31 protein-coding genes and 1 tRNA gene are annotated in these 25438 nt (G+C 65.6%); 13 read left to right on the top strand and 19 right to left on the bottom strand.

Features of this window, described 5'->3' with window-relative positions; all coding sequences use genetic code 11:
- Positions 1 to 26: 26 nt before the first annotated feature.
- Together rdgB and rph are read right to left on the bottom strand one after the other, a co-directional pair.
- Positions 27 to 653 (bottom strand): RdgB/HAM1 family non-canonical purine NTP pyrophosphatase, encoded by a 627-nt coding sequence (rdgB, locus tag SB4_RS07795; protein ID WP_058715352.1) that lies wholly within the window; start codon positions 651 to 653, stop codon positions 27 to 29.
- Positions 650 to 1366: a ribonuclease PH gene (gene rph / locus SB4_RS07790; RefSeq protein ID WP_056433287.1), complete on the bottom strand. Its 717-nt coding sequence runs from the start codon at positions 1364 to 1366 to the stop codon at positions 650 to 652. The genes rdgB and rph overlap by 4 nt, the downstream gene beginning before the upstream one ends.
- Before the next feature lie 296 nt (positions 1367 to 1662).
- Here rph and hrcA point away from each other — a divergent pair, with 296 nt between their 5' ends.
- The gene (gene hrcA, locus SB4_RS07785) at positions 1663 to 2703 is read left to right on the top strand and encodes a heat-inducible transcriptional repressor HrcA (RefSeq protein WP_058752113.1); all 1041 of its coding nucleotides are present in this window, start codon (positions 1663 to 1665) and stop codon (positions 2701 to 2703) included.
- 12 nt (positions 2704 to 2715) lie between these two features.
- A complete protein-coding gene (gene grpE / locus SB4_RS07780; protein WP_058732185.1) occupies positions 2716 to 3261 on the top strand; it encodes a nucleotide exchange factor GrpE in 546 nt (181 codons plus the stop codon).
- Between the two features lie 228 nt (positions 3262 to 3489).
- On the opposite strand, the gene SB4_RS07775 is transcribed toward grpE, so the two are convergent.
- Both SB4_RS07775 and SB4_RS07770 read right to left on the bottom strand, forming a co-directional pair.
- Entirely contained in the window at positions 3490 to 3948 is a 459-nt protein-coding gene (locus SB4_RS07775) for a hypothetical protein (RefSeq protein ID WP_058752112.1), read from the bottom strand.
- The gene (locus SB4_RS07770; protein WP_058752111.1) at positions 3945 to 4337 is read right to left on the bottom strand and encodes a copper chaperone PCu(A)C; all 393 of its coding nucleotides are present in this window, start codon (positions 4335 to 4337) and stop codon (positions 3945 to 3947) included. Before SB4_RS07770 ends, SB4_RS07775 begins: the two co-directional genes overlap by 4 nt.
- A gap of 227 nt (positions 4338 to 4564) precedes the next feature.
- Between SB4_RS07770 and dnaK the strand changes: the two genes are divergently transcribed.
- From dnaK to SB4_RS07750, 4 genes are all read left to right on the top strand, one after another.
- Positions 4565 to 6463, top strand: coding sequence for a molecular chaperone DnaK (gene dnaK, locus SB4_RS07765; RefSeq protein ID WP_058752110.1), 1899 nt, complete (start codon positions 4565 to 4567; stop codon positions 6461 to 6463).
- A gap of 168 nt (positions 6464 to 6631) precedes the next feature.
- Positions 6632 to 7762 (top strand): molecular chaperone DnaJ, encoded by a 1131-nt coding sequence (dnaJ, locus tag SB4_RS07760; protein WP_058752109.1) that lies wholly within the window; start codon positions 6632 to 6634, stop codon positions 7760 to 7762.
- A gap of 74 nt (positions 7763 to 7836) precedes the next feature.
- Positions 7837 to 8316, top strand: a complete 480-nt coding sequence (locus SB4_RS07755) for a hypothetical protein (RefSeq protein ID WP_153006129.1) — start codon at positions 7837 to 7839, stop codon at positions 8314 to 8316.
- A complete protein-coding gene (locus tag SB4_RS07750; protein ID WP_058752107.1) occupies positions 8313 to 8543 on the top strand; it encodes a hypothetical protein in 231 nt (76 codons plus the stop codon). The genes SB4_RS07755 and SB4_RS07750 overlap by 4 nt, the downstream gene beginning before the upstream one ends.
- A gap of 33 nt (positions 8544 to 8576) precedes the next feature.
- On the opposite strand, the gene SB4_RS07745 is transcribed toward SB4_RS07750, so the two are convergent.
- Positions 8577 to 9158 carry a DUF6624 domain-containing protein gene (locus SB4_RS07745; protein ID WP_058752106.1) on the bottom strand — a complete coding sequence of 194 codons (582 nt, stop codon included), beginning with the start codon at positions 9156 to 9158 and terminating at the stop codon, positions 8577 to 8579.
- Between the two features lie 156 nt (positions 9159 to 9314).
- On the opposite strand from SB4_RS07745, the gene SB4_RS07740 reads away from it, so the two are divergent.
- Entirely contained in the window at positions 9315 to 9827 is a 513-nt protein-coding gene (locus SB4_RS07740; RefSeq protein WP_058718258.1) for a thioredoxin family protein, read from the top strand.
- 97 nt (positions 9828 to 9924) lie between these two features.
- Here the strand turns inward: SB4_RS07740 and SB4_RS07735 are convergent, their stop codons facing one another.
- Positions 9925 to 10908, bottom strand: coding sequence for an NADP-dependent oxidoreductase (locus SB4_RS07735; protein ID WP_058752105.1), 984 nt, complete (start codon positions 10906 to 10908; stop codon positions 9925 to 9927).
- A 104-nt stretch (positions 10909 to 11012) separates the two neighbouring features.
- Positions 11013 to 12206 carry a DUF2171 domain-containing protein gene (locus tag SB4_RS07730; RefSeq protein ID WP_058752104.1) on the bottom strand — a complete coding sequence of 398 codons (1194 nt, stop codon included), beginning with the start codon at positions 12204 to 12206 and terminating at the stop codon, positions 11013 to 11015.
- A 249-nt stretch (positions 12207 to 12455) separates the two neighbouring features.
- Here SB4_RS07730 and SB4_RS07725 point away from each other — a divergent pair.
- The 3 genes from SB4_RS07725 (at position 12456) to SB4_RS07715 (ending at position 14129) form a co-directional block, all read left to right on the top strand.
- Positions 12456 to 12531, top strand: a tRNA-Ala gene (locus SB4_RS07725).
- 108 nt (positions 12532 to 12639) lie between these two features.
- Positions 12640 to 13398, top strand: coding sequence for an NUDIX hydrolase (locus SB4_RS07720; RefSeq protein WP_058752103.1), 759 nt, complete (start codon positions 12640 to 12642; stop codon positions 13396 to 13398).
- Positions 13398 to 14129 (top strand): extensin-like domain-containing protein, encoded by a 732-nt coding sequence (locus SB4_RS07715; protein ID WP_058752102.1) that lies wholly within the window; start codon positions 13398 to 13400, stop codon positions 14127 to 14129. The genes SB4_RS07720 and SB4_RS07715 overlap by 1 nt, the downstream gene beginning before the upstream one ends.
- A gap of 35 nt (positions 14130 to 14164) precedes the next feature.
- On the opposite strand, the gene SB4_RS07710 is transcribed toward SB4_RS07715, so the two are convergent.
- The 4 genes from SB4_RS07710 to SB4_RS07695 all read right to left on the bottom strand — a co-directional run bounded on the left by SB4_RS07710 (position 14165) and on the right by SB4_RS07695 (position 16989).
- Complete coding sequence (locus tag SB4_RS07710; protein ID WP_058717534.1) at positions 14165 to 14722, bottom strand: hypothetical protein; 558 nt, start codon at positions 14720 to 14722, stop codon at positions 14165 to 14167.
- Positions 14723 to 15028: 306 nt separating this feature from the next.
- A complete protein-coding gene (locus SB4_RS07705; protein WP_058752101.1) occupies positions 15029 to 15304 on the bottom strand; it encodes a hypothetical protein in 276 nt (91 codons plus the stop codon).
- A gap of 77 nt (positions 15305 to 15381) precedes the next feature.
- A complete protein-coding gene (locus SB4_RS07700) occupies positions 15382 to 16161 on the bottom strand; it encodes a transglutaminase-like domain-containing protein (RefSeq protein WP_058752100.1) in 780 nt (259 codons plus the stop codon).
- 81 nt (positions 16162 to 16242) lie between these two features.
- The gene (locus tag SB4_RS07695) at positions 16243 to 16989 is read right to left on the bottom strand and encodes a Bax inhibitor-1/YccA family protein (RefSeq protein ID WP_058717531.1); all 747 of its coding nucleotides are present in this window, start codon (positions 16987 to 16989) and stop codon (positions 16243 to 16245) included.
- A gap of 123 nt (positions 16990 to 17112) precedes the next feature.
- Between SB4_RS07695 and thpR the strand changes: the two genes are divergently transcribed.
- From thpR to SB4_RS07680, 3 genes are read left to right on the top strand one after another with little or no spacing between them, the layout of a single operon-like run.
- Positions 17113 to 17664, top strand: a complete 552-nt coding sequence (gene thpR, locus SB4_RS07690) for an RNA 2',3'-cyclic phosphodiesterase (protein WP_058752099.1) — start codon at positions 17113 to 17115, stop codon at positions 17662 to 17664.
- Positions 17665 to 17703: 39 nt separating this feature from the next.
- The gene (locus SB4_RS07685; RefSeq protein WP_058752098.1) at positions 17704 to 18240 is read left to right on the top strand and encodes a superoxide dismutase family protein; all 537 of its coding nucleotides are present in this window, start codon (positions 17704 to 17706) and stop codon (positions 18238 to 18240) included.
- A gap of 10 nt (positions 18241 to 18250) precedes the next feature.
- Positions 18251 to 18913 (top strand): HAD-IA family hydrolase, encoded by a 663-nt coding sequence (locus SB4_RS07680; RefSeq protein WP_058752097.1) that lies wholly within the window; start codon positions 18251 to 18253, stop codon positions 18911 to 18913.
- Positions 18914 to 19094: 181 nt separating this feature from the next.
- On the opposite strand, the gene SB4_RS07675 is transcribed toward SB4_RS07680, so the two are convergent.
- The 8 genes from SB4_RS07675 to SB4_RS07640 are packed head-to-tail and all read right to left on the bottom strand — an operon-like array spanning position 19095 to position 25339.
- Positions 19095 to 19448: a HesB/IscA family protein gene (locus tag SB4_RS07675; RefSeq protein WP_058745003.1), complete on the bottom strand. Its 354-nt coding sequence runs from the start codon at positions 19446 to 19448 to the stop codon at positions 19095 to 19097.
- A gap of 2 nt (positions 19449 to 19450) precedes the next feature.
- Complete coding sequence (locus SB4_RS07670) at positions 19451 to 19909, bottom strand: SUF system Fe-S cluster assembly protein (protein WP_058745002.1); 459 nt, start codon at positions 19907 to 19909, stop codon at positions 19451 to 19453.
- On the bottom strand, positions 19906 to 21111 hold the full coding sequence (locus tag SB4_RS07665; RefSeq protein ID WP_058752096.1) for an aminotransferase class V-fold PLP-dependent enzyme: 1206 nt from the start codon (positions 21109 to 21111) through the stop codon (positions 19906 to 19908). Before SB4_RS07665 ends, SB4_RS07670 begins: the two co-directional genes overlap by 4 nt.
- Complete coding sequence (locus SB4_RS07660; RefSeq protein WP_058752095.1) at positions 21108 to 22187, bottom strand: SufB/SufD family protein; 1080 nt, start codon at positions 22185 to 22187, stop codon at positions 21108 to 21110. The genes SB4_RS07665 and SB4_RS07660 overlap by 4 nt, the downstream gene beginning before the upstream one ends.
- Positions 22184 to 22936, bottom strand: coding sequence for a Fe-S cluster assembly ATPase SufC (gene sufC, locus SB4_RS07655; RefSeq protein WP_007404520.1), 753 nt, complete (start codon positions 22934 to 22936; stop codon positions 22184 to 22186). Before sufC ends, SB4_RS07660 begins: the two co-directional genes overlap by 4 nt.
- Before the next feature lie 2 nt (positions 22937 to 22938).
- Positions 22939 to 23424 carry an endonuclease domain-containing protein gene (locus SB4_RS07650; protein WP_241488531.1) on the bottom strand — a complete coding sequence of 162 codons (486 nt, stop codon included), beginning with the start codon at positions 23422 to 23424 and terminating at the stop codon, positions 22939 to 22941.
- Positions 23421 to 24884 carry a Fe-S cluster assembly protein SufB gene (gene sufB, locus SB4_RS07645; RefSeq protein WP_058718278.1) on the bottom strand — a complete coding sequence of 488 codons (1464 nt, stop codon included), beginning with the start codon at positions 24882 to 24884 and terminating at the stop codon, positions 23421 to 23423. Before sufB ends, SB4_RS07650 begins: the two co-directional genes overlap by 4 nt.
- Complete coding sequence (locus tag SB4_RS07640) at positions 24884 to 25339, bottom strand: SUF system Fe-S cluster assembly regulator (protein WP_058752138.1); 456 nt, start codon at positions 25337 to 25339, stop codon at positions 24884 to 24886. The genes sufB and SB4_RS07640 overlap by 1 nt, the downstream gene beginning before the upstream one ends.
- Between the last annotated feature and the right edge of the window lie 99 nt (positions 25340 to 25438).

The raw sequence follows: 25438 nt of genomic DNA, 5'->3' as shown, positions 1-25438 counted from the left end.
GATAGGGCGACACCCCTCCACCAGCCTTAGAACACCGCCTTCACCAACTGGCCGAATGCGTCGGCGCGGTGGCTGATGCGATTCTTTTCGTCCTGGTCCATCTCGGCAAAGGTCTCGGTCTTGCCCAGCGGCTGGAAGATCGGGTCATAGCCATGGCCCTTGTCCCCGCGCGGCGGCCACACGATCGTGCCGTCGACGCGACCCTCGAACCATTCGACATGCCCGTCGGGCCAGCCGACCGCGAGCGCGCAGACGAAATGCGCAGTGCGGCTCATATCAGGTTCCTCGTTCAGCCGATCCTCGACCGAGCGCATCGCCATGGCGAAGTCCTTGGTCGGCCCCGCCCAGCGCGCCGAGAACAGCCCCGGATCGCCGCCCAGCGCATCGACGCACAGCCCGCTGTCGTCCGACAAAGCGGGCAGGCCTGACAGATCGGCGGCGGCCAGCGCCTTCAGTTCGGCATTGGCGACGAAGGTCGTGCCGGTCTCCTCGGGCTCGGGCAGGTCCAGGTCGCCGGCCGCGATCACCTCGACGCCGTAAGGTGCCAGCAGTTCGCGGAATTCGACGATCTTGCCCTTGTTGTGGCTGGCGAGGACCAGTTTGCCGGGTTCGAGCTTGCGGATCGCCTGGCGGCCATTGCCTTCGCCGCTCATGCGCGGATCGCCCGGTCCTGCGCCGCGAAGATCTCGGTGCAGCCCATGCGCGCGAGACGGAGCAGACGCAGCAGCGCCTCTTCGTCATAGGTGGCGTGCTCGGCGGTCGCCTGGACCTCGGCGATGTGGCCATTCTCGATCAGCACGAAATTGGCGTCGGCATCGGCGTTCGAGTCCTCGATATAGTCGAGATCGAGGACCGGCGTGCCCTGATGGATGCCGCAGGACACGGCGGCGACCTTGTTGCGGATCGGGTCGCTGGCCAGCTTGCCCTCGGCCATCAGCTTGTTGACCGCCATGCGCAACGCGACCCAGGCGCCCGAAATGGCGGCGGTGCGGGTGCCGCCATCGGCCTGGATCACGTCGCAGTCGATGGTGATCTGCCGCTCGCCCAGCGCCTTCAGGTCGCAGACGGCGCGCAAGCTACGGCCGATCAGCCGCTGGATTTCCTGGGTGCGGCCCGACTGCTTGCCCTTGGCCGCTTCACGGCTGCCGCGCGTATGGGTGGCGCGGGGGAGCATGCCGTATTCGGCCGTGACCCAGCCCTCGCCCTTGCCGCGCAGGAAGGGGGGCACGCGTTCCTCGACGCTGGCGGTGACGAGCACCTTGGTATCGCCGAACCCGATCAGCACCGAACCTTCGGCGTGGCGGGTGAAATTCGGTTCGATGGTGATGGGACGCATCTGGTCGGGCATCCGGCCGGACGGGCGCATAATTTTCTCCTTGTTCCTTGGCATCAGCCCTAACCGCCCCCCGCGTAGAGCGCCAGATGGGACGGCGGCGATCGGAAGACACTCTTCTCTCTGCGTCCTCTGCGCCTCTGCGCGAAATTTTCTCACGCGGAGACGCGGAGCCGCGGAGATTGTTTCGCCCTTCCTCCGCGTCTCCGCGCCTCCGCGTGAACCAACTTTCTTTCTTTGCGCGCAGAGGACGCAGAGGACGCGGAGAAGAAGGAGATTGTCTCCCGATCGCGGTTGAGTGGTGCGGTACGCGTGCCTACATTTCCGTCATGGTCACCCCACCGATCACCGAACTGACCGACCGGGCGCGCGATATCTTTCGTGTGGTGGTCGACAGCTATCTGACCAGCGGTCAGCCTGTGGGATCGAAGACGATCGCGCTGTCGGGGATCAACCTGTCGCCCGCCTCGATCCGCAACGTCCTTCAGGAACTGGAGGAGCGCGGGTTGCTGGCGGCGCCGCATACCAGTGCGGGGCGGATGCCGACCGATATCGGCCTGCGCCTGTTCGTCGACGGTATGATGCACGCGATGGAGCCCAGTATCGAGGAACGCGCCGCGATCGAGGCCCGCGCGGCGCGCTCCGGTCCGGTCGAGGAAGCGCTGGCGGCGACGACGGCGGTGCTGTCAGGGCTGTCGGCCTGCGCGGGACTAGTGATGGTCCCCAAGCGCGAGATGAAGCTGCGCTCGATCGGTTTTGTGCCCTTGTCGATGACCCAGGCGCTGGCCGTGCTGGTCGCCGAGGACGGCGCGGTCGAGAATCGCGTGCTGGAACTGCCTGCGGGCATGACCGGCTCGGCGCTGATCGAGGCGGGCAATTATCTGTCCGCCACGCTCGCTGGCCTCACGCTGGGACAGGCGCGCGAGCGGCTGGAGCGCGAGCTTGCGGCGGGGCGCGCGGCGCTGGACGGTGCGGCGCGGGCGCTGGTCGAACAGGGGCTGATCGTCTGGAGCGAAGACGGCGCGCGGCGGCCGATCCTGATCGTGCGCGGGCAGGGGCGGCTGATCGATGCCGCCGCTGCCGCCGATCTGGAGCGGGTCCGCGACCTGCTCGACGATCTGGAGGGCAAGCAGGAAATCGCCAGTCTGCTCGATTCGGCGCGCGCCGGGGATTCGACGCGTATCTTCATCGGCGCGGAGAACAAATTGTTCGCGCTTTCCGGGTCTTCGGTGATCGCCCGGCCTTTCCGCGGCCTGGACGGCCAAGTGGTCGGTGTGGTCGGCGTAATCGGGCCGACGCGGTTGAACTATGCCCGCGTCGTGCCCATGGTGGATTTCACGGCGGCAACGCTCGCCCGGATGATGGGCTGAACAGGGATTATGATGAGCGAGAATACGACCAACGAGACCCAGAACGACCTGCGTGAAGAGACGGCCGAGGCCGCGCCCGAAGTGGCGGTGCAGGACCGCGTCGCGGAGCTGGAGAACCAGCTGGCCGAGGCCAAGCAGCAATATCTCTACGCCCAGGCCGAGAATCAGAATGTCCGTCGCCGCGCCGAGAAGGAAGCGGCCGACGCGCGCAACTATGCCGCGACCGCGTTCGCGCGCGATGTCCTGTCGGTCGCCGACAACCTCCAGCGCGCGCTGCAGGCGATCCCGGCCGATCTGCGCACCGATGACAAGTGGAAGGGGCTGGTGACCGGCCTCGACGCCACGGGTCGTGAACTGGACAGCGTGCTGGGCCGCCACGGCATCACCAAGATCGAGGCGATGGGCCAGCCGCTCGACCCGAACAAGCATCAGGCGATGATCGAAATGCCGTCCGACCAGGAGCCGGGCACGATCGTGCAGGAAATGCAGTCGGGCTATATGATCAAGGACCGTCTGCTCCGCCCCGCGCTGGTCGCGGTGGCCAAGAAGCCGGACTGACTTGGGCTTTCTAGACTTTTGACGAAGGGCGGGCCGGTCGGTCCGCCCTTTTTGCTTGCAGGGTCTGGGGCTTTCCCTCCCCCATCCCCTCCCGCCTGCGGGAGGGGCGTGCCTGCGGCTACCGCAAGCGCCTCAGCTCGGGCAGGCCGAAACCTAACCGCGCAGCGCTCCCTTCCCGCAGGCGGGAGGGGATGGGGGAGGGCACTCACCCCAAAGGACCAGCACCCGCTAAGTCCCCCGAAACGGCACCAGCGTCTCATATTGCGCCACCGCCGGCGCCCCCGCCACCACCGCCCCGCGCTTCAGCAGAAAGGCATGGCGAACGATCTCCGCCTGCTGCTCCAGCCCATAGCGGGCAAAGGCCTGACCGGGCTTCAGCGCATAGTCATAGCGGCAGAAAGGATGACGCTTCAGCGGCAGGAAGATGCCCTGCTGATGCTGCCAGATATGGACCATCTCATGCACGAACAGCCCCTGTTCGTGTAAGGGGCAGGTGCCGAAATCCTCGCGCCACAGCCCGCCTTTGGGATGGAAATGGATGCAGCCGGTGGGGGCCATCGCCGTGTCGCGCGGCTGGAAGAAGGCCCATTTGGTCGGCGACAGCCGTACCTTGGCATAATCGATCGCATCGCCGAAGACGCTGCGGGCCAGCGCTTCCTCGGCCGGGGTGAGGAAGCGCTTCGTCACGATCCGGTCGGCGCGGGATCGCCCGCCGCGATCACCCGCGCGCCCTGGCGCAGCCGGGTGCCGTCGGAAAAGGTCAGGAGCAGCGACAGGATGCGCCCCGGCTTCACGCCCGGATTCATGTTGTAGAGCATCACATGCCGCCCGCCCGGCTGGAAGGTGACGGTGCCGCCCGCCGGAATATCGACGGCCGCGACCTTCTTCATCGCCATGCCGCCCTCATGCATCTCGCTGCCGATCGCGACGTCGCTGCTGACGTCGATCAGCTTCAGGGGCTGGGAACCGCCATGGATGGTGAAATAGGCGGCGGCCGGGCGTCCCGGTACGGCGGACAGGCGGACCCAGCCGTCCGCGCTCTCCAGCGTCGGCTTGCCGCTGCACGCCGTGAGCATGGCCACGCTCGATATGGCGCAAAGCCCCCAAAAAAACGCACGACGCATGGCAAACCCTCCCGTTTCGGCAAATCCTGACACGACCCTAGGTTCCATCTAATCTTGCGGCAACAAATCGCCCACCTATATCCGGCTTCGTGAACGGGGTTTCCGGTTGCCGCTTTCGGGACCGGACGGCCCCGGCATTGGACTTCCAGACTATGTTCTTGAGGGGCATTTAGAGACTTATGGCAAAAGTGATCGGCATCGACCTCGGCACCACCAACAGCTGCGTCGCTGTCATGGAGGGCGGCAAGCCCAAGGTTATCGAAAACGCGGAAGGCGCGCGCACCACGCCGTCGATCGTCGCCTTCGCCAAGGATGGCGAGCGGCTGATCGGCCAGCCTGCCAAGCGTCAGGCGGTGACCAACCCCGACAACACCATCTTCGCGGTGAAGCGCCTGATCGGCCGTCGCTTCGACGACCCCGTCACCAAGAAGGACACGGAACTGGTCCCGTATTCGATCGCGCGCGGCCCCAACGGTGACGCGTGGGTCAATGCGGGCGGCAAGGATTACAGCCCGTCGCAGATCTCGGCCTTCACGCTCCAGAAGATGAAGGAAACCGCCGAATCGTACCTCGGTGAGACGGTGACCCAGGCGGTCATCACGGTTCCGGCCTATTTCAACGACGCCCAGCGCCAGGCGACCAAGGACGCCGGCCAGATCGCCGGCCTCGAAGTGCTGCGCATCATCAACGAGCCGACGGCGGCTGCTCTGGCCTACGGCCTGGAGAAGCAGGACGGCAAGACGATCGCGGTCTATGACCTTGGCGGCGGCACCTTTGACATCTCGATCCTCGAGATCGGTGACGGCGTGTTCGAGGTGAAGGCGACCAACGGTGACACCTTCCTGGGCGGCGAGGACTTCGACAACAAGATCGTCGAGTTCCTGGCATCGGGCTTCCAGAAGGACGAGGGCATCGACCTCGCCAAGGACAAGCTGGCGCTCCAGCGTCTGAAGGAAGCGGCCGAAAAGGCGAAGATCGAGCTGTCCTCGGCCCAGTCGACCGAGGTCAACCTGCCCTTCATCACCGCCGACCAGAACGGCCCGAAGCATCTGGTAAAGACGATCACCCGCGCCGATCTGGAGCGTCTGGTCGAGGACCTGATCCAGCGTACGCTGGAGCCCTGCAAGAAGGCGCTCGCCGATGCGGGCATGAAGGCCGACGAGATCGCCGACGTGGTGCTGGTGGGCGGCATGACCCGCATGCCGCGCGTCCGTGAGGTCGTGAAGAACTTCTTCGGCAAGGACCCGCACACCGGCGTGAACCCGGACGAAGTCGTCGCTATGGGTGCCGCGATCCAGGCGGGCGTGCTGCAGGGCGACGTCAAGGACGTGCTGCTGCTCGACGTGACTCCGCTGTCGCTGGGTATCGAGACGCTGGGCGGCATCATGACCAAGATGATCGACCGCAACACGACGATCCCGACCAAGAAGAGCCAGGTCTATTCGACCGCCGACGACAACCAGAATGCGGTGACGATCCGGGTCTTCCAGGGCGAGCGCGAGATGGCGCAGGACAACAAGCTGCTGGGTCAGTTCGACCTGGTCGGCATTCCCCCTGCGCCTCGCGGCGTGCCGCAGATCGAGGTCACGTTCGACATCGACGCCAACGGCATCGTCAACGTCTCGGCCAAGGACAAGGGCACCGGCAAGGAGCAGCAGATCCGCATCCAGGCCTCGGGCGGTCTGTCGGACAACGACATCGACCAGATGGTCCGTGACGCGGAGAAGTTCGCGGAAGAGGACAAGAAGCGTCGTGCCGAGGCCGAGGCCAAGAATAACGCCGAGTCGCTGATCCACACCACCGAGCGTCAGCTGGCCGACAATGGCGACAAGGTCGACGCGTCGCTGAAGTCGGAAATCGAGGCGGCGATCGCCGAGACCAAGACGGCGGTCGAGGGTGGCAACCCCGACACCATGAACGATAAGGCGCAGGCCCTCGCTCAGGTGGCGATGAAGCTGGGCCAGGCCATCTACGAGAAGCAGCAGCAGGCCGAAGCCTCGCCGTCTGCCGAGGCGGGTGCGGCCAAGCAGGACGATGTGGTCGACGCCGAATTCTCGGAAGTCGACGACACCAAGTAAGGCGCATGCGCCCGGCCTGCCTTCGGGTGGGCCGGGCCATGGCTTTGGCGATTGAATACCGCCCCGGTTGAGTGAAGCCGGGGCCCATGACTGAAGCGCTTCGCGGCGTCGCTCCCGCCGGTCGGGCCGGAGTCGAAGCGCGCACGGGCGGACGGGGCGAGACCGGGCATGAGCACCACGATCGATTATTATGAACTGCTCGAATGCGAGCGCACCGCGGACGATGCGACGATCAAGTCGCGTTACCGCAAGCTGGCCATGCAGTACCATCCGGACCGCAATGCGGGCTGCAAGGACTCCGAGGCCAAGTTCAAGGCGATCAGCGAAGCCTATGACTGTCTGAAGGACCCCCAGAAGCGGGCGGCCTATGACCGTTATGGCCATGCCGCGTTCCAGCAGGGCATGGGCGGCGGTGGCGGCAGCGGTGCGCAGGATTTCGGTGCCTTTTCCGACATTTTCGAAAGCGTCTTCGGCGAGTTCATGGGTGGCGGGCGTGGCGGCGGCCGGCAACAGGCCCGGCGCGGCGCGGACCTGCGCTACGACATGGAAATCACGCTCGAAGAGGCGTTTCACGGCAAGCAGACCGAGATCACCGTCGATGTCTCTGCGGCGTGCGACACCTGCGACGGCACGGGGGCCAAGGCCGGGACCAGCGCCAAGACCTGTCAGCATTGCGGCGGCCATGGCAAGGTCCGCGCGCAGCAGGGCTTTTTCGTCGTCGAGCGCACCTGCCCGGTCTGCCAGGGCGCGGGCCAGATCATCGCCGATCCTTGCCCCGATTGTCGCGGCGAGGGCCGCGTCGAGAAGACCAAGACGCTGGCCGTCAACATCCCGGCGGGCGTCGACGAGGGCACGCGTATCCGCCTGTCCGGCGAGGGTGAGGCGGGCGCGCGTGGTGCTCCTGCGGGCGACCTTTACATCTTCCTCCATGTGAAGCGGCACGCCCTGTTCGAGCGTGAAGGCACGACCCTGTTCGCGCGCGCGCCGATCAGCTTCACCACGGCGGCGCTCGGCGGTTCGCTGTCCATCCCCGGCCTCGACGGCCGTAGCCATGAGATCAAGATTCCGGCGGGTATCCAGTCGGGCAAGCAGCTCCGCCAGCGCGGGGCGGGCATGCCCGTGCTCCAGGGGCGCGGCACCGGCGACTTGGTCATCCAGATCGAAGTCGAGACACCGACTCGTCTGTCGACCCGCCAGCGCGAACTGCTCGAACTCTTCCGCGAAACCGAGACGGGCGACGAATGTCCTGAGAGCCAGGGCTTTTTTGCCAAGTTGAAGAGTGTGTTTGCGGGCGAGTAAGCTGTTCGGGTGCCGCTCCACCAAGCGGCACCATTCCACCGGTCCGGCGTTTCAGGACGAACCGGGAGGTTAGGATGGCACGCAAAAGCGTAAGCCGGTCGTTGACGACGGGTGAACTGCGATATGCCATGCAGGTCTTTGGAACTGCGATCGACTATAGTCGTGTAAAGGTCCATAATGAGCGGGCCTATTTCTTCCAGCCCAGCGACACGGCCATTACGCCTAACGGTGAAATCTATTTCCCACCGGTCAGCTACAAACCGGATTTTTCAGGATCGATTCTCAGCGCGGCGTGGTTGATCCACGAACTCACCCATTGCTGGCAGCATCAGAAAGGCATGTGGGTCCGTACGCGCGGCATGCTGAACCGCAATTATCGCTACGGCGACCTTACCAAGTCGCAAAAAGCGTTTTTATCCTACGGCATCGAGGCGCAGGCCTCGATCGTCGAGGACTATTTTTTGGTCGCCAATCATATGAAGCCCAGACAGGGCAACGGCCGCTATCAGGACTATGTGAACCTCATCCCCTTCGCCATCGGTAGGAAGCCATGAAGACGTTCCTCGTCGCTCTTGTCGAAAGTGCCCTGACCGCTGGTTATTGGTGGCTGGTCGTGACGATCTCTTTCGGGCTGTTTGGCGGAAGTCGTGACCCGGCCGCTCCTCCCCCCGATGATAGAGTGATCATGACGCAGACGGTCGTCACGATCGTGGTAGCGATCATCGCTTATGCGTTGCTTTCGGTAGCATGGCGAAAGGCGATCCGGCCCCGCCTGAGGTAATCGTGAGAGAGTATCCGGTGCCCAAGCCCTGTATCATGGCTTGGCATTAGGTGCCTTCATGCCCTCCAATTTCTTGAGCTGCTCCGCCTGCATGGGCACGCCCAGCGTGGTGCGCAGGCTGTCGGGGATCAGCGCGCGGTCATACGGGTCCATGGTCACCCCGCTCTCCTTAGACCGGGTGTATTGCGTGCCGTAAATTTGCGGTTGGCCGATCTTCATCAGATAGCGGTCGAGCGTCGCGGCTGCGATCCAGTTGGCTTCGGCCTTGCCCCGTGCCACCGCCGCCATCGCAAGCGAATGGGCGAGCAGATAGTCCGCCGCGTCCGAGCCGTGCTGGAAGAGGAAGGCGGCGTGATAATAGTCCTCTGCGGTGGAGAGCTTTCCCTCCGCCAGCAGCGTTCGGGCGGTCGCCCGGCGCATCGCGTCCTCGGCGATCATGCGGCGGACCTGCGCCATGTCGATCGGCTTGGCGGGGTCGATCGACGCGCGGATCGCCTGATCCGCGTCGAACATCGCGGTCAGCTGCGGATTGTTTTTCGGTTGAGGCGCTTGCGCCTGGATCGATGCGGGGAGGAGTGTCATCCAAGCCAGTATCGCCACACCACGCTTTTGCATCGCTGATCCCTTTCGTTGGTTTCGCGTTACTGATTACACCTGTAAACGATGTTGGCAAGGCGTAGGTGAACTTGATCCGCGCGCAGCAACGCTGGCTTGTCAAAAGGCGGCTTTCGGGCTCCATTGTCGGCTATCCGATAGAAGGAAGCCTTTCGCATGAAATCCCGGCTGTTCGCCCTGTCCCTGATCGCCGCCTCCGTCGCGCTCCCCGCCGCCGCGCCGGTCTCGGCGCCGCGTGTCGGCGTCGCCAGTTTCGAGGCTTTGGCCAAGCCTTTGCCGCTGCCCTATCATGCAGGCGATGCGAAGGCCGCGATCGCGGCGGCGCGGGCGCGGGCGGTGAAGGCGCACAAGCGGGTACTGATCGACCTGGGCGGCAATTGGTGCCTCGACTGCCGCTTGCTGGCAGGCGTGATGGAGACGCCGCAGATGCGTCCCTTCGTCGCCAAGCATTTTGAGGTGGTGACGGTCGATGTCGGCCGCTTCGACCAGAATATGGATATCCCGGCGGCTTATGGGATCAAGGGGCGGCTGGCAGGCGTGCCGGCCGTGCTGATCGTCGATCCGAAGACTAACAAGCTGATCAATGCGGGCCGAGAGACGGCGCTGGCCGATGCGCGGTCGATGACGCCGCAGGCGGTGGCGGATTGGCTGGCCGGTTGGGTGGGGTGAGTCGCGTGGTCTGACGGGGGAGTCTCATCCGCCTAAGCAGTCGTGGTTCGCCGGGTTCCCTCCCCCAACCCCTCCCGCCTGCGGGAGGGGAGTCGATTTACAGCTTCACCAGCATCTTGCCCTTGTTGCCGCCGGTGAACAGCCCGAGGAATGCCTCGGGGGTCTTCTCCAGCCCACCGACCACCGTCTCCTCGCGCTGCAACTGACCGTCCTTCAGCATCCCGGCCATGTCGCGGTAGAAATCCTGCTGGCCCTTGAAGTCGGACACGATGAAGCCCTGAATTCGCACGCGATTGCCGATCAGGCGTGCGAGATACTTCAGGCTGGTCGGCTTGGCGTCGTTATAGACGTCGATCATGCCGCAGATCGCGAAACGCGCACCCGGCTTGGCATGGGCCAGCGCCGCGTCCAGATGGTCGCCGCCGACATTGTCGAAATAGACGTCGATCCCGTTCGGGGCCGCTTCGCCCAGCGCATCGACGACCGACTGACCCGACTTATAGTCGATGACCGCATCGGCACCGAGCGAGCGCACCCAGGCCGTCTTGTCCGCGCCACCGGCCGAACCGATGACCGTCATGCCCTTGGCCTTGGCGATCTGCACCACGGTCGATCCGACCGCGCCCGCCGCCGCCGAGACGAACACCGTATCGCCCGCCTTTGCTTCGGCGACCTGCAGCAGGCCGTAATAGGCCGTCATGCCCGGCATGCCGAACTGGCCCAGAAAGGCCTGGGGGTCGACGCCCAGATCGGGGAGCGGCTGGACATGCGCGGCGGGAAGCACCGCCTCGTCGCGCCAGCCCGCCATGTGGCTGACCAAGGTGCCGACTGCGATGCTGTCGGCGCGGCTCTCGACCACCTCGCCGATCGCGCCGCCCTGCATCGGCTCGCCGAGCTGGAAGGGCGGGACATAGCTCTTCGTGTCGTTCATTCGGCCACGCATATAGGGGTCGACCGACAGCCAGCGGTTGGCGACCCGTACCTCACCCTCGTTCAGGGCAGGTAGATCGCGCTCCACCAGAGCGAAATCACTATCGACGGGCGTGCCCTTGGGGCGGGCCGCCAGGGTCCAGGCCTTCATCTTTATATCCTTTTCATTGCGTGGGAGCGGACATGGGAAAGGGCCCGGGTGAAGTCCACCCGAGCCCTCCAAGAAAAGTCACGCCGTCGTGACGTTTTTCTTTATCAATAACCCCGATTGGTGTCCGAGGTCGTTCCGGTGCCCGCCGTGGTGGCGGTGGTCCCGGTGCTGTTCTGGGTCGAGCTGGTCGTACCGGTCGCACTCTGGCCGTAACCGCTCGTCTGACCGCCGGTCTGGCCATAGCGATTCGCCTGGCCATAGCGGTCGTTTTCGCTGGTGCGATCGCCGAACATGGCGCGCGCATTCTCTTCATCCCGCCACTGGGCCTTGGCCTCCTCGGCGGTCTTGGTCAGCGTGACCTTGTCCTCGACGGACTTCAGCCAGCGCGATGGGATCGAGTGGTGCTGGCCACCCGCATCCTTGTCGTTCTTGGTCAGCAGGATGCGGTCGCCGCGCACCTTGTCGACGGTGCCGACATGGCTGCCGTCCGAACCGACGACTTCCTGATGCTCCTTCACCTTGGGGAGCAGGCCGCGCTGGCCCTCGCGCTCGGTGCGCCAGCTCGCGAATTCGTTCTGGAACTTGGTGCGGTTCTCGCTGCGATACTCGTCATAATCGCGGTCGAGCGCGGCGATCTGGCCCGAGCGCCAGTGGTTATAGTCGTGGTCCTGCTGGGCGTAATAACGCTCGTCCATGCGCGCGTCGGCCTCGCGACGACGCTCCGCCTCCTCGTCGCCGAACCACGAGCGGACCTCGTCCCCGGCGCGGGCGAAGAAGCCGCGATCCTCATAGTCATAGCCCTGGGGCTGACGACCATAGTCGCCGCGCGACTGAGACCGGCCATAGTCGCCGCGACCCTGACGGTCATCACGACCGTATCGGTCGCCGGTATAACCATAGCCACGCGACGAGTCGCCGTAGGACGACGAACCACGATAGGCTTCACGACCATAGTCACGCTCGCCACTGCGATAGCTGTCGCGGCCATAGTCGCCGCCGCTGCGATACGCGCCATAGGTGCCCGAGCGGCCCTCGCCATAACGACCTTCGTTATAGCGGCCGCCGAAATCCTGACGCGAGGCACCGTAATTGTCGCCGTGATCATATCCCTGTCGGCCATAATCCCGCGCGCCATAGCCGCGACGATGGTCGTTGTTGCGGTCGTCATCGAATGCGCCCGCAGCTTCGTAATCTCGCGCGCTGGAATAGGTATAGTCCCGCCCGGAGCCGTAGTCCCGGCCATAGTCGAAATCGCGGTCGCCACGATTGGCGTCGCGGGAATAGCGGTCGTAAGCCATCCTAAACCCTCCTGAAATTCGGTCCTGCGGGGGCCGACGCCGCTCGTCCGGCGGGCCGTGCCTTCCGTGCGTTTCAATGAGGAAGATCAAGACATTGTTCCGTTGGCGCGGGACCGCGCGCGACGGATGGAGCGTTGGCAGGGGTCGAAAGCCACCGAAAATTTTTGGCTGCCAGCGGCAACGCGGTGTTGCGTCGCCCGAAATCACGGGCTAATGGCGTCGCTCCCGACCATGGTCGGGTCACGGGGCGGGGCTGTAGCTCAGATGGGAGAGCGCTGCAATCGCACTGCAGAGGTCAGGGGTTCGATTCCCCTCAGCTCCACCACCCCGCCTCCCCCGACATCGCAAATCAGCCTGATTTGGCCCTCTCCGCGTCTAACCTCCTCCACGGTTAGCCATGGCCCCTTCGCATGATCAGAACGTTGGTCGTTCGATGATCCCCGATCCCATCCCCGCCGCCACCCTGATCCTGATGCGCGAAGGCCCCGCACCCGGTTCGCCGCCCGAAATCCTGATGGTCGAGCGCGGCGCAGCGCTGACCTTTCTGGGCGGGGCCATGGTGTTTCCCGGCGGGCGGGTCGATCCCGGCGACCATGAGCTGGTCCCAGCTGACGCCCCCGACCCGGAAGACGCCGCCGCCCGTATCGCCGCGATCCGCGAGACGATCGAGGAGGTCGGCCTGGCGGTCGGACTGTCGCCGCTTCCCGATCCCATCAGGCTCGCCCGACTTCGCGCGGCGATGACAGCGGGACGGCCCTTCGCTTTGGCACTCGAAGAACAGCAAAGCCGGATCGATCCAGCCGCGCTGACGCCTTTCGCACGCTGGTGCCCGGAGCATGTGCCCGTGCGCCGCTTCGATGCACGCTTCTATCTCGCCGCCCTGCCCCGCGCCCAATCCACGCCGGTCATCGATGGCACGGAGACGGTGCGCGCCGAATGGCTGACCGCCGCCGAAGCGCTGGACCAAGCCGATCGCGGTGCGATTCGCATCATCTTTCCCACCCGGCGGACACTGGAACGGCTGGCCCAATATCCCGACTTCGCCAGCGCCGTAGCCGATGCGCGTGCCTGGCCGATCCGTCGCATCACCCCTTTCCGCGCCGAGCGGGACGGCGTCGACTGTATCTGTATCCCCGACGATCTGGGCTATCCGATCACCGCCCAGCCGGTCGCCAGTGCGGAGCGCGGCTGATGCGGACGCTCCGGCGATGGACGATCCTGTTGGTCGTGGTCGTCGGACTGGCGATGGCAGCACTGCTGCTCTGGGGCATGGCGCGGCACCGGCCGCAGGATGTGCCCTGGGCTCCGCTCGACCTGGGCCAGCCGGTGGGCCTGTTCACGGGCCGCAAGCTGACCGCCCTCACCCAGGACAAGGCGCAATGCACCGCACTGCTGGAGCGGGCAGGCATTCGCTATACTTCGCTCCCCGCCCGAGCGGACGGCGCACAATGCGGCTATGACGATGTGGTGCGCCTGACCACGGGCGGCGCGCGGAGCATCGGCTATCGCCCCGCCTCATTGGGCGTTTCCTGCCCGGTCGCCGCCTCACTGGCGCTATGGGAATGGAACAGCGTCCAACCCGCCGCGCGCGCCTTGCTGGGGGCGGAGGTGGTCGCGATCGAACATCTGGGCAGCTATAATTGCCGTCGGATCAGCGGGCGCAGCACCAGTGACTGGAGCGAACATGCCCGCGCCAATGCGATCGACATCGCCGCATTCCGGCTGAGCGACGGACGACAAATCCGCGTCGTGCGCGACTGGAAGGATCAAGGCCCGGCGGGGCAGTTTCTCCGCCGGGTCCGTGACGGGGCATGCGAGCTGTTCGCGACCACCCTGTCACCGGACTATAACGCCGCCCACGCCGACCATTTCCACCTCGACCAAGCCCATCGCGGGGCGATGGGCTGGCGCGCCTGTCGGTAATGGTGACGGCCCCCCCGGCCCGTCACCTACTATCGTCAGCTCGCAAGCGAAGTGCCGTTGGTGTCCACCTTCTCGACCCAATGCGGGAAGAAGGCGGGCTGGCGGCTCGACCAGCCTGCCGCGGTCGCCGCCGCCTCGCTGATCGACTGAAGCAACTTGCGGCGCAGTTCCGGGTGCAGGTGCGGCAGCGCCGCCGCCGCGCAGAACACCGACGGCAACCACGGCCGCACCTCGGCACCGATCAGTCGCTCATAGAGGAAGCGGAACGCCGAGAAGCTAGTCAGCCGCCCCTGTCCCAGATCAAACGCCGCGATCGTCACGAACGGCGCCATGAACGGCTCCAGCGATTCCAGGCCGCTGTCGACCGGGATCAGATGCCGGATCTCGGGCAGGTTACGGTACAGCCGGGCCTGGGCGCGGATGCTGGCTGCCTCCACCACGTCGCGCGACCAGCGCGCCATCGCATCCTCGCGGTCCAGCCCGATATCGAGCGAACGGCGGATATAGCGCTGCGTCGCTGCCGCGAACCCGGCAAATTCCTTCATTTCGGCCAATGTCATCGCGCCTTCGGCCGGTCTGCTCCTCGATCCCATATGCGTTCACCCCGCCCATCGAAACCAACCCGGTCATCATGCGCGCATTTGGTTAACGCAGTGCTGAACGAGCCGAGATAGACGAACATGAAACGCACCGCGCCGCAACATAGATTGCGACGAGCCGTTATCACGGCAATGATTTTTCGATAGAGGCGTCACAGGCGATACAATCGCGATGTTTGTTGCGATCACGCAATGGCTTAGCGGGCATGTCCGGCCCGCTGCGGCAATTAGGCCGCAAATAGAGAGCGGGGGCGATCGGGCGGATCGCCATCGACTCCGCCCTCTCGCCCCCTTTGTCGATCAGCGATCGTCTTCCCGATAGCCAGATGATTCCGCCGGACCGTCACGACCCGGCTGAGTGTTGGAGGGCGGATCACTGGCGTCCATCGACTCGTCAAGGCTCTCGTCGAGCTGCGCGTCGACATCTTCGGGGTTCTTCGCCAGTTCCTCGGCGATGTCGGAATCCTGCCCGGCATCCTGCTGGGGCGGGTTCGGGCGATTGCCCTGTTCGGCCTGCTCGCCGCCGGGTGCGACCGAAACGCTGTCCAGCGCGCGATCGTCGATGCTGTCGGTCATGTCACTTCCCCATCATCAGTGGACCGGATCAACGAGCCACAACGCGCAACCGTTCCTGCCCCCTTCCCTGTCCTGGATCAGTCGAGTCGCTTCACGCTAACCCGTTGATCGCAAAGCTGGGCTTCGCCGAACACGGTCATGAAGGCGATGTCGGTGGCGTCGCGGCCGACACAGACCTTCGCGATCTCGTCGGCGCGGGCCATGCCCGTCGCATCGACCAGATGCCAGCCGCCCTCCAGCCACAGCTCGGCCACCGCATGGAAATCGGGCGGATCGACGCCGGGCGCATAGGCCGCGACGCAGCGCGCCGGAATCTCCGCCGCCCGCGCCAGCGCGACCAGCAGATGGGCATAGTCGCGGCACACCCCGCTGCGCGATCCAAAGGTGTCGAGCGCGGTCGTCACCCCGCTGGACGTACCCGCCTGATAAATCAGCCGGGTTTCGACCCACTCGGCCAGCGCGGCGGCCATCGCGCCGCCCGACAGTCCGCCGAACCGCCGACGCACAAAGCCCTCCAGCCGGTCCGACTCGCAATAGCGGCTAGGCAGCAGATAAGGGATCAACGCCCCGCCGAGACCGCGCGCCGGGGTCGCACCCAGCATTTCCAGCCGCACCGCCGGTCGGTCGATCGCCACGATCGCCTCATAGCGCGCGATCAGGCCATGATCGGCGCGGACCCAGCAACGCTGGCCGATGCCTTCCTCGCCCGCCACCGCCGTTACGGCGTGATCGGACCAGATGGTCAACGACTGATGCTCCAGCCGCTGATCGGGGGTCGCCGCCGCCTCGATCTGGAGGAGGATATCGGCCGGGTCCTTCACGACATAGTCGAGCGTCACGTCGATCGACAGGCGCATGGCCGCATTCCTTTTGTGCATGAGAAAGGGCCCGGCGGACACTCCGCCGAGCCCTTGAAGGTCTTGCTCTGCTCTACCCAATCAGTCGCGGCTGGAGCCGGTCAGACGCAGGATGAACATGAACATGTTGATGAAGTCGAGATACAGGCTCAGCGCCGACATGATGACCACGCGGTCCTGCATCGACGTGCCGCGCACCTCGTAATACATCGACTTGGTGCGCTGCGTATCATAGGCGGTCAGGCCTGCGAACAGCAGCACGCCGACGAAGCTGATGACCAGACCCATCGTGCCCGACTGCAGGAAGACGTTGATCAGGCTGGCGACGATCAGGCCAACCAGACCGATGATCAGGAAGGTGCCGAAGGCCGACAGGTCACGCTTGGTGGTGTAGCCGTACAGGCTCAGCGCCGCGAAGCCCGCTGCAGTGGCGAAGAACGCACCCGCGATCGAACCGCCGCTATAGACCAGGAAGATGGTCGACAGCGAAAGGCCCATGACGACCGCGAACGCCCAGAAGAGCAGCTGCATCGTCGAAGTCTTCATGCGGGTCACGCCCATGCTGAGCGCGAACACGAAGCCCAATGGCGCGAACATGATGACATATTTCAGCGCGCCGCCATGCAGGAAGACCTGCGCGGCCATGCTGTCACGACCACCCCATGCGAAGAGCAGCGCGACGATACCCGTCAGCAGCACGCCCGACGTCATATAGTTATAGACGGACAGCATGTACGAACGCAGACCCGCATCATAGGCGGTCGAGCCCGTGGTGGCTGTGGTACCGAACGGCGCGGCGCTCGGCCGTGGATCAGACCAGTTTGCCATGGTGAATGATTGCTCCTTTGCCCGGCCACATGCCGGTTACCCGAAATATCGCCCTCTCCGCGACGCTTTTCAAGCGGAAGAGGTTCCCGCGGGCGTTACAGAATGCGATAGACATATTTTGTCATGGTCCGCCTGTTCGTCGCTCTCCGCCCGCCCCCCGCGATCCGGGACCTGTTGTCCGACGCGATGGACTGCGTGCCCCAGGCGCGCTGGCAGGATGACGAGCAACTGCACCTGACCCTGCGCTTCATCGGCGAGGTCGACCGCCCGGTGGCCGAGGACATCGCCGCCGCGCTGGGCCAGGTTCACGCCCCCGCCCCCATGGTGCGCCTTGGCGGTGTCGGCACCTTCGATCGCAGAGGACGGGTCGATACCCTCTGGGCCGGGGTCACCCCGCACGATGCGCTGGCGCACCTGCATCGCAAGGTCGACCAGGCGTGCGTCCGCGCCGGTCTGGCGCCCGAGTCGCGTGCGTATCTGCCGCACATCACGCTGGCCCGCCTGCCCGGATCGGCGGGCCACGCGCCGGAGATCGAGGGATGGCGCGCGGTCCATGCCGGGCTGTCAAGCGAGCCTTTCACGATGGCGCACCTGGTCCTTTATCAAAGCCATCTGGGCCATGGCGGCGCATCCTATGAACCGGTGATGCGTTGGCCGCTGGAAACCGGCGGATAACATGCCGATAAGGTTCGCATTCAACAGGGAGCTGCCATCATGAAATATCTCACGCTGCTGACTATCGGCACCGTCGCGCTGGGCCTTGCGGGCTGCGAGCAGACCAAGATGGAAACGGGCTCCCCTACTCCAGGCGGTGCCAGCGCCACCGCGAGCTTGCGTACCGGCACCGGCTCCGATGCGGGTCGCGCCACCGCGACCGAGGTCGCTGGCGGCCTGCGCATCACCCTGGACGCGATGAACGTGCCTGCCGGCATGCACGGCGTGCATATCCACGCCGTCGGTCGCTGCGACGTGCCTGACTTCACGACCGCCGGTGGCCATTGGAACCCCACCCAGCGCCAGCATGGCAGCATGAACCCGCAGGGGCCGCATGAGGGCGACATGCCCAACATGACCGTCGGCACCGACGGGCGCGGCACGCTGGGCATCGTGCTGCCGGGCGCGACCATGGCGGGGCTGCTCGACGCGGACGGCTCGGCGATCGTTATCCATGCCGGAGCCGACGACCTGAAGACCGACCCCAGCGGCAATAGCGGCGGCCGCATCGCCTGCGGCGTGTTCCAGGCAAACTGACCCTCAGCCGATGACCACGCCCCTGCCGACCCGCGCCTTTGGCGGTTTCCTGTTCGACATGGACGGGACGATCCTCAGCTCCATCGCGTCCGCCGAACGCGCCTGGACCACCTGGGCGGAGCGGCAGGGATTGGACGTCGCGGCGTTCCTGCCGACCATCCACGGGGTTCAGTCGGTCGAGACGATTCGGCGGCTAAACCTGCCCGGCGTCGATCCGGTCGCGGAGGCCCATGCGCTGACCGAGGCGGAGATGCTCGACGTCGACGATGTGGTGCCGATCGGTGGCGCGGCGGAGTTCCTCGCCGCGTTGCCGCCCGATCGCTGGGCTATCGTGACCTCTGCGCCTAAGCGGCTGGCGGAGGTGCGGCTGAAGGCGGCGGGCCTGCCGCTGCCGGGCGTGTTCGTGACGGCCGAGGATGCGGAACGGAGCAAGCCCGCACCCGATGGCTTCTTGCTGGGCGCGAAGCGGCTGGGCATGGCGCCCGAGGATTGCCTGGCGTTCGAGGATGCGCCCGCCGGGATCGCAGCGGCGGAAGCGGCGGGCATGACGGTGGTGGTGATGACCGAAACGCATCGAGGGGCGATGGATACGCCCCATGCGACAGTGGCGGATTATCGCGATTTGTCGGTGGAATGGGACGGCGCCAGCCTGAAGCTGGAACACCGGGTCTAACCCCACCCGTTCCCCGGCGAAGGCCGGGGCCCAGTTGCGGTGCACTCTCGACAGCGCGAGGCGTTTGCCTCCCACGCAGCGACATCCCGCCATCTTTGCCGAATAGAAACTGGGCCCCGGCCTTCGCCGGGGAACGGTTATAGGAAAGACTGCTCGAATTGAGCGGCGCCGAAGCGTCCCCTCAAACCGTAAAGCTCTCCCCACACCCGCACGCGCCCTTGGCATTGGGGTTCTGGAACACGAATCCGGCGGTGAAGTCGTCCTCCACCCAGTCCATGGTCGATCCGATCAGGTACAGGATCGACCCGCCATCCACGAACAGCGTGCCGCCCGGCGTGTCGATCTTCTCGTCGAACGCCTTGGCTTCGGTGACATAATCCACCGAATAGGCCAGGCCCGAACATCCCCGGCGCGGCGTCGACAGCTTGACCCCGATCGCCCCTTCCGGTGCGCGCGCCATCAGGTCGGCGATCCGCGCCTCGGCGGAGGGCGTCAGGTTCAACGCGGCGGGACGGGCACGCAAGGTGGTCGCCATGGTCAGAGCATCCCCAGTTCGAGCTTGGCGTCGTCCGACATCTTCTGCGGGTCCCATGGCGGGTCCCAGACCAGGTTGACGTCCGCCGTCGCGATCCCCGGCACCGCCGAGACCCGCAATTCGACCTCGCCCGGCATCGACTCGGCGACCGGGCAGTGCGGCGTGGTCAGTGTCATGGTGACGACCGCATGGCCGCCCTCGGTCACTTCGACGCCGTAGATCAGCCCCAGGTCATAGATATTGACCGGAATCTCGGGGTCGAAAATATCCTTCAGCGCGTCGATGATGCCATCATACAGCGCCCCGCCCGGCTGGGTCGGATCGTCGGCGGTCGGCTTTTGCGAGAGGAAGCCCGACAGATAATCGCGCTGGCGCTCCGCCGGGGCCTCGACCACGTCCTGCACGCGCGCCTTGGGCGGCTGCGCCACGCTGTCGACCTCTTCGATTTTATAATCGCTCATCCGAAAATCCTCGTGACCCGCCGGACGCCGTCCACCAGCGCCGCGACGTCATCGGGTCCGTTATATACGCCGAAACTCGCCCGTGCGGTGGCGGGCAGGCCGAGCGCGTCCATCAGCGGCTGGGCGCAGTGGTGTCCTGCGCGGATCGCCACCCGGCTCTCGTCCAATATGGTGCCGATGTCGTGAGGATGAACCCCCTCGACCGCGAAACTGACGATTCCCGCCGAGTCTTCCGGCCCCAGCAGCCGCACCGAATTGATCGCCGACAGCCCCTCGCGTGCCTGCGTGACCAAAGCTGCCTCATGCGCATGGATCGCGTCCAGCCCGATCGCCGACACATAGTCGATCGCGGCGTGAAGCCCCAGCGCGCCGACGATATGCGGCGTCCCCGCCTCGAACCGGCCGGGCGGCGGGGCATAGGTGGTCTTCTCGAAGCTCACCCGGTCGATCATCGATCCGCCACCCTGATAGGGCGGCATGGCCTCCAGCAATTCAGGCCGCGCCCACAGCACGCCGATGCCGGTCGGGCCATAGAGCTTATGGCCGGAGAAGACATAGAAATCGCAGTCGAGCGTGGCGACATCGACCGCGATGCGCGGCACCGCCTGGCACCCGTCGAGCAGGATCTTCGCGCCCACGCCATGCGCCAGATCGGCGGCACGCCGCCCGTCGAGCACCGAGCCCAACACGTTCGACACATGGCCCAGCGACACCAGCTTGTATGCGGGCGTCAGCATCCGCTCCATCGCATCCAGATCGATGCGGTGATCCGCCGTCAGCGGCAGCACGTCGATCGCGACGCCCAACCGCTCGGCGACCATCTGCCACGGCACGATGTTGGAGTGATGCTCCAGCATCGACAGCAGGATGCGATCGCCCGCCTTGAGGTTGGTCGCGGCCCAGCACTGCGCGACCAGGTTGATCCCCTCGGTCGCGCCGCGCGTGAAGACGATCTCGTTCGCCGACCCCGCGCCGATGAACCGTGCCGTCGCCTCGCGTGCCTTCTCATACGCCACCGTCATGTCGGCCGAACGCTGATAGACGCCGCGATGCACGGTGGCATAGCTGGTGTCATAGGCCCGCGTGATCGCGTCGATCACCGTTTGCGGCTTCTGCGCGGTCGCGGCGGTATCCAGATAGGCCCAGCCGTCCGGGATCGCCGGAAAATCCGCCACCCGGTCGAGAGGCGTGGCGCTCGTCAAAGCGCCGCCTCCAGCCAGGCGTCGGCATCCGCCGCAAAGGCCTCGCGCACGACCTCGTTGCCGATACGGTCGATCGCATCCGCCACGAAGGCGCGGGTCAGCAGCGCCTGCGCACGGGGTTTCGGGATGCCCCGGCTCTGCATGTAGAACAGCGCCTTGGCATCGAGTTCGCCCACAGTCGCGCCATGTGCGCACTTCACGTCGTCGGCAAAGATTTCCAACTCGGGCTTCAGGTTCACCGTGGCCGTCCGCTGGAGCAGCAGACCGCGGAGCGACTGCTCGCCATCGGTCTTCTGCGCATCGCGCGCCACTTCGACCCGCGCGGCGAGGCTTGCCTGGCTACGGTCGGCGGCGACCGCGCGCCACAGCTGATGGCTCTGGCCGTTCAGCGCGGCATGACGCAGAGCGACCGCGCACTCCTGCTTCAATTCGCCCTTGGTCAGCAACGCGCCGCCGAACTCGGCATAGGCGCCGTCGCCGGTCTGGGTGATCCCGCCGTCGATCCGCACGCCCATCGTGCCCGCCGCCAGGAAGGTCGCGGTCAGGCTCGCGCCCTCGCCCAGCTCGGCTTCCTCACGCAGCGAGACGAAGCCGTCATCCTGCATCAACCGCACCGCGCGCATCAGCCGTGCCGATGCGGCGAGCTTCAGGCGCGTCAGCCGGTTGGTCCAGCCGCGCCCGATATAGGTCTCATAGACCTGCGCCGCCGCGTCCTCGGCCAGCACGATCTCGGCGGGCAGGTGATTGGCCGCGCCGCTGGCCACATGGACGATCTGCACCGGCTCGGCGACCGCATCGCGCTCCAGCCGCAGCGACCAGCCACGCCCCAGAGCCTGCCGCCCAAGCGGATGATCACTCGCGTCGATCTGAGTCAGCTGGACCGGGCCGAGATGGCTGGCGCTCTCATCCAGTACGCCATCGACGAACAGCAACCGCGCGCCGCCCAAGTCGAGGAAACGATCCGCGCCCGCGACCGGCACCGCCCGTTCGCTCTCCGCCGCGCGGCGAAGCGCGTCGATATCGGCCCAGCGCCACGACTCTTCGCGGGTCGATGGGAGTTCCAGCGTGGTCGTCACGCGGCGGCTCCCTCGACGCCCGCATAGCCCTCACGCTCCAGTTCGAGCGCGAGTTCGGGGCCGCCCGAACGCACGATGCGGCCATCGGCCAGCACATGCACCCGGTCGGGCTGCACATAGTCGAGCAACCGCTGATAGTGCGTGATCAGCAGCACCGCCTTGTCGGGCGCGCGCATGATGCGGTTGATGCCGTCGCCAACGATGCGCAGCGCGTCGATGTCGAGGCCGGAGTCCGTCTCGTCCAGGATCGCAAACTTGGGGTTCAGGATGCCCATCTGGACCATCTCGTTGCGCTTCTTCTCACCGCCCGAGAAGCCGACATTGACCGGACGCTTGAGCATGTCCTGGTTCAGCCCCAGCCCATCGGCCTGCGCGCGGGCGAGCTTCAGGAACTCGCCACCCGACAACGGCTTTTCGTCGCGCTGTCCACGCTGCGCATTCAGGCTCTCGCGCAGGAACTGGACGTTGGACACACCGGGGATCTCGACCGGATACTGGAAGCCCAGGAACAGACCGGCCGCGGCGCGCTCGTTCGGCTCCAGTTCGAGCAGGTCGACACCGTCGAACGTCACCGAACCCTCGGTTACTTCATACCCCGGACGGCCGCCCAGCACATAGCCCAGCGTCGACTTGCCCGCGCCGTTGGGACCCATGATCGCATGGACTTCGCCCGCGTTCACCTCAAGCGTCAGGCCCTTGAGGATCGGCTTGCCGTCAATCTCGGCGTGGAGGTTTTCAATTTTCAGCATTGTCATATCCCTGTCAGCCCCTCCCCTTCAGGGGAGGGGTTGGGGTGGGGCGTCCGCCGCACAGGCATCGCTTGCAGCGTGCCGAGCAGGTGCGCCAAAACACCCTCGATATTGTGCATCACATCGGTGTTGGCGATGTGAACGAACTTAAAACCCAATTCCGCCAGCGCCGCGTCGCGTCGGTTATCCCGACTGGCATCGGCATGCGTCTCGCCATCGACTTCGACGATCAGGCCCGTCGCCGGGCAGAGGAAGTCCGCGATGTAGTTGCCAATCACCGTCTGACGCCGGAACTTGAAGCCGCCCAGTTGCGACCGCGATAAGTGCGTCCACAGCCGTTTTTCCGGTTCGGTCGGTTCGCGACGCATGGTGCGAGCATGGCCCGACAAACGATCGAGCGCCCGTGCGGACACGCCCCACCCCCGGCCCCTCCCCTGAAGGGGAGGGGTGTTGAGGCGTCGAGCATCGTCGCGCGGGGTCAGCGTCACCCGACCGAACCCTCCAGCGAAATCCCGAGCAGCTTCTGCGCCTCGACCGCAAACTCCATCGGGAGCTGCTGCAAGACCTCGCGCGCAAAGCCGTTGACGATCAGCGCGACCGCCGCTTCCTGGTCCAGCCCACGGCTCATCGCATAGAAGAGCTGGTCCTCGCTGATCTTGCTGGTCGTCGCCTCATGCTCGATCTGCGCGCTGGGGTTCTTCACCTCGATATAAGGCACGGTATGCGCGCCGCACTGGTCGCCCAGCAGCAGGCTGTCGCACTGGGTGAAGTTGCGGACATTCTCGGCGGTCGCCGCCACGCGGACGAGGCCGCGATAGGTGTTGTCCGAATGCCCGGCCGAAATCCCCTTCGACACGATGGTGGACCGCGTGTTCTTGCCGAGATGAATCATCTTGGTGCCGGTATCGGCCTGCTGGCGGTTGTTCGTCACCGCGACCGAGTAGAACTCGCCCACCGAGCCGTCGCCCGCCAGCACGCAGCTGGGGTATTTCCACGTCACCGCCGAGCCGGTTTCGACCTGGGTCCACGACACCTTGCTGTTCTTGCCCTGACAGAGCGCGCGCTTGGTGACGAAGTTGTAGATGCCGCCGACACCATTCTCGTCGCCCGGATACCAGTTCTGGACGGTCGAATATTTGATCTCGGCATCGTCCAGCGCGACCAGCTCGACGACCGCCGCGTGTAGCTGGTTCTCGTCGCGCATCGGCGCGGTGCAGCCTTCGAGATAGGAGACATAGGCCCCCTTGTCCGCGACGATCAGCGTACGCTCGAACTGGCCAGTATTCTCGGCGTTGATGCGAAAATAGGTCGACAACTCCATCGGGCAGCGAACGCCCTCGGGAATGTAAACAAAGGTGCCGTCCGAGAAGACCGCCGAGTTGAGCGTCGCGAAGTAATTATCCCGCTGCGGCACGACCTTGCCCAGCCACTTGCGGACCAGATCGGGATATTCCTTGATCGCCTCGGAGATCGAGCGGAAGATCACGCCCGCCGCTTCCAGCTCCTTGCGGAAGGTCGTCGCGACCGAGACGCTGTCGAACACCGCGTCGACCGCGACCTTGCGCGCGCCCTCGACGCCCGCCAGCACTTCCTGCTCGGCGATCGGGATGCCCAGCTTTTCGTAGGTCCGCCGGATTTCGGGATCGAGCTCGTCCAGCGACGCGATCGTCTTCTTCTGCTTGGGCTCCGCGTAATAATACGCGTCCTGATAGTCGATCGGCGGGATGTTCAGCTTGGCCCAGTCCGGGCTCTCCAGCGTCTGCCACAGGCGAAACGCCTTCAGCCGCCAGTCGAGCATCCATTCCGGCTCGCCCTTCTTGGCCGAGATATAACGAACCGTATCCTCGCTCAGCCCCTTGGGCGCGAAGTCCTGCTCGATCTCGGTGGCGAAGCCCCACTCATACTTCTTGTTGGCGGCGGCGAGCGCCTCTGCATTCTTCGTGGCCATCAGGCGAATACCCCCGGACGCGGGGACGCGTCCATCACTTGCGATTCAACAGGATCGGCGGCGAGCGTCGCGAGCGTCACCCCGGAAAAGGCGGCGCGTACCGCCTGATTGACGACATGCCAATGCGGCCGCACCCGACATTGCATTTCCAGGCCGCAGTCATGCGCCGCGCCATCGACGCACGCGGTCAGCGCGATCGGGCCGTCCACCGCCTCGACGATATCGGCCAGGCTGATCGTATCGGCCGCGCGGGCGAGGCGGATGCCGCCGCCGGTGCCGCGCGTGCTGTCGATCAGCCCCGCGCCCGCCAGACGGCTGACCAGCTTCTGCGCGGTGGGCAGCGGCACGCCCGTCTGCCCGGCCAGCAGGGTCGCATTGCTCCGCCCGCCAGCGCCTTCGCGCGCGGCGGCGGTCATCATCACGACCGCATAATCGGCAAGGCTGGAAAGGCGCATGGTCTCCAATCGGATGGATTTGGTCCGATTGGCAAATGGGCGTGGAGGGGCGGTTCGTCAACCGGGTTTCGGTGTGGGAATTTCGATGGGTGTGAGTGA

It is taken from the genome of Sphingomonas sanguinis (assembly GCF_001476905.1).
In the GTDB taxonomy this organism is placed as follows: domain Bacteria; phylum Pseudomonadota; class Alphaproteobacteria; order Sphingomonadales; family Sphingomonadaceae; genus Sphingomonas; species Sphingomonas sanguinis_B.
Note: the sequence above shows the minus strand (reverse complement) of the source record. Positions and strands in the feature narration are given on the sequence as shown.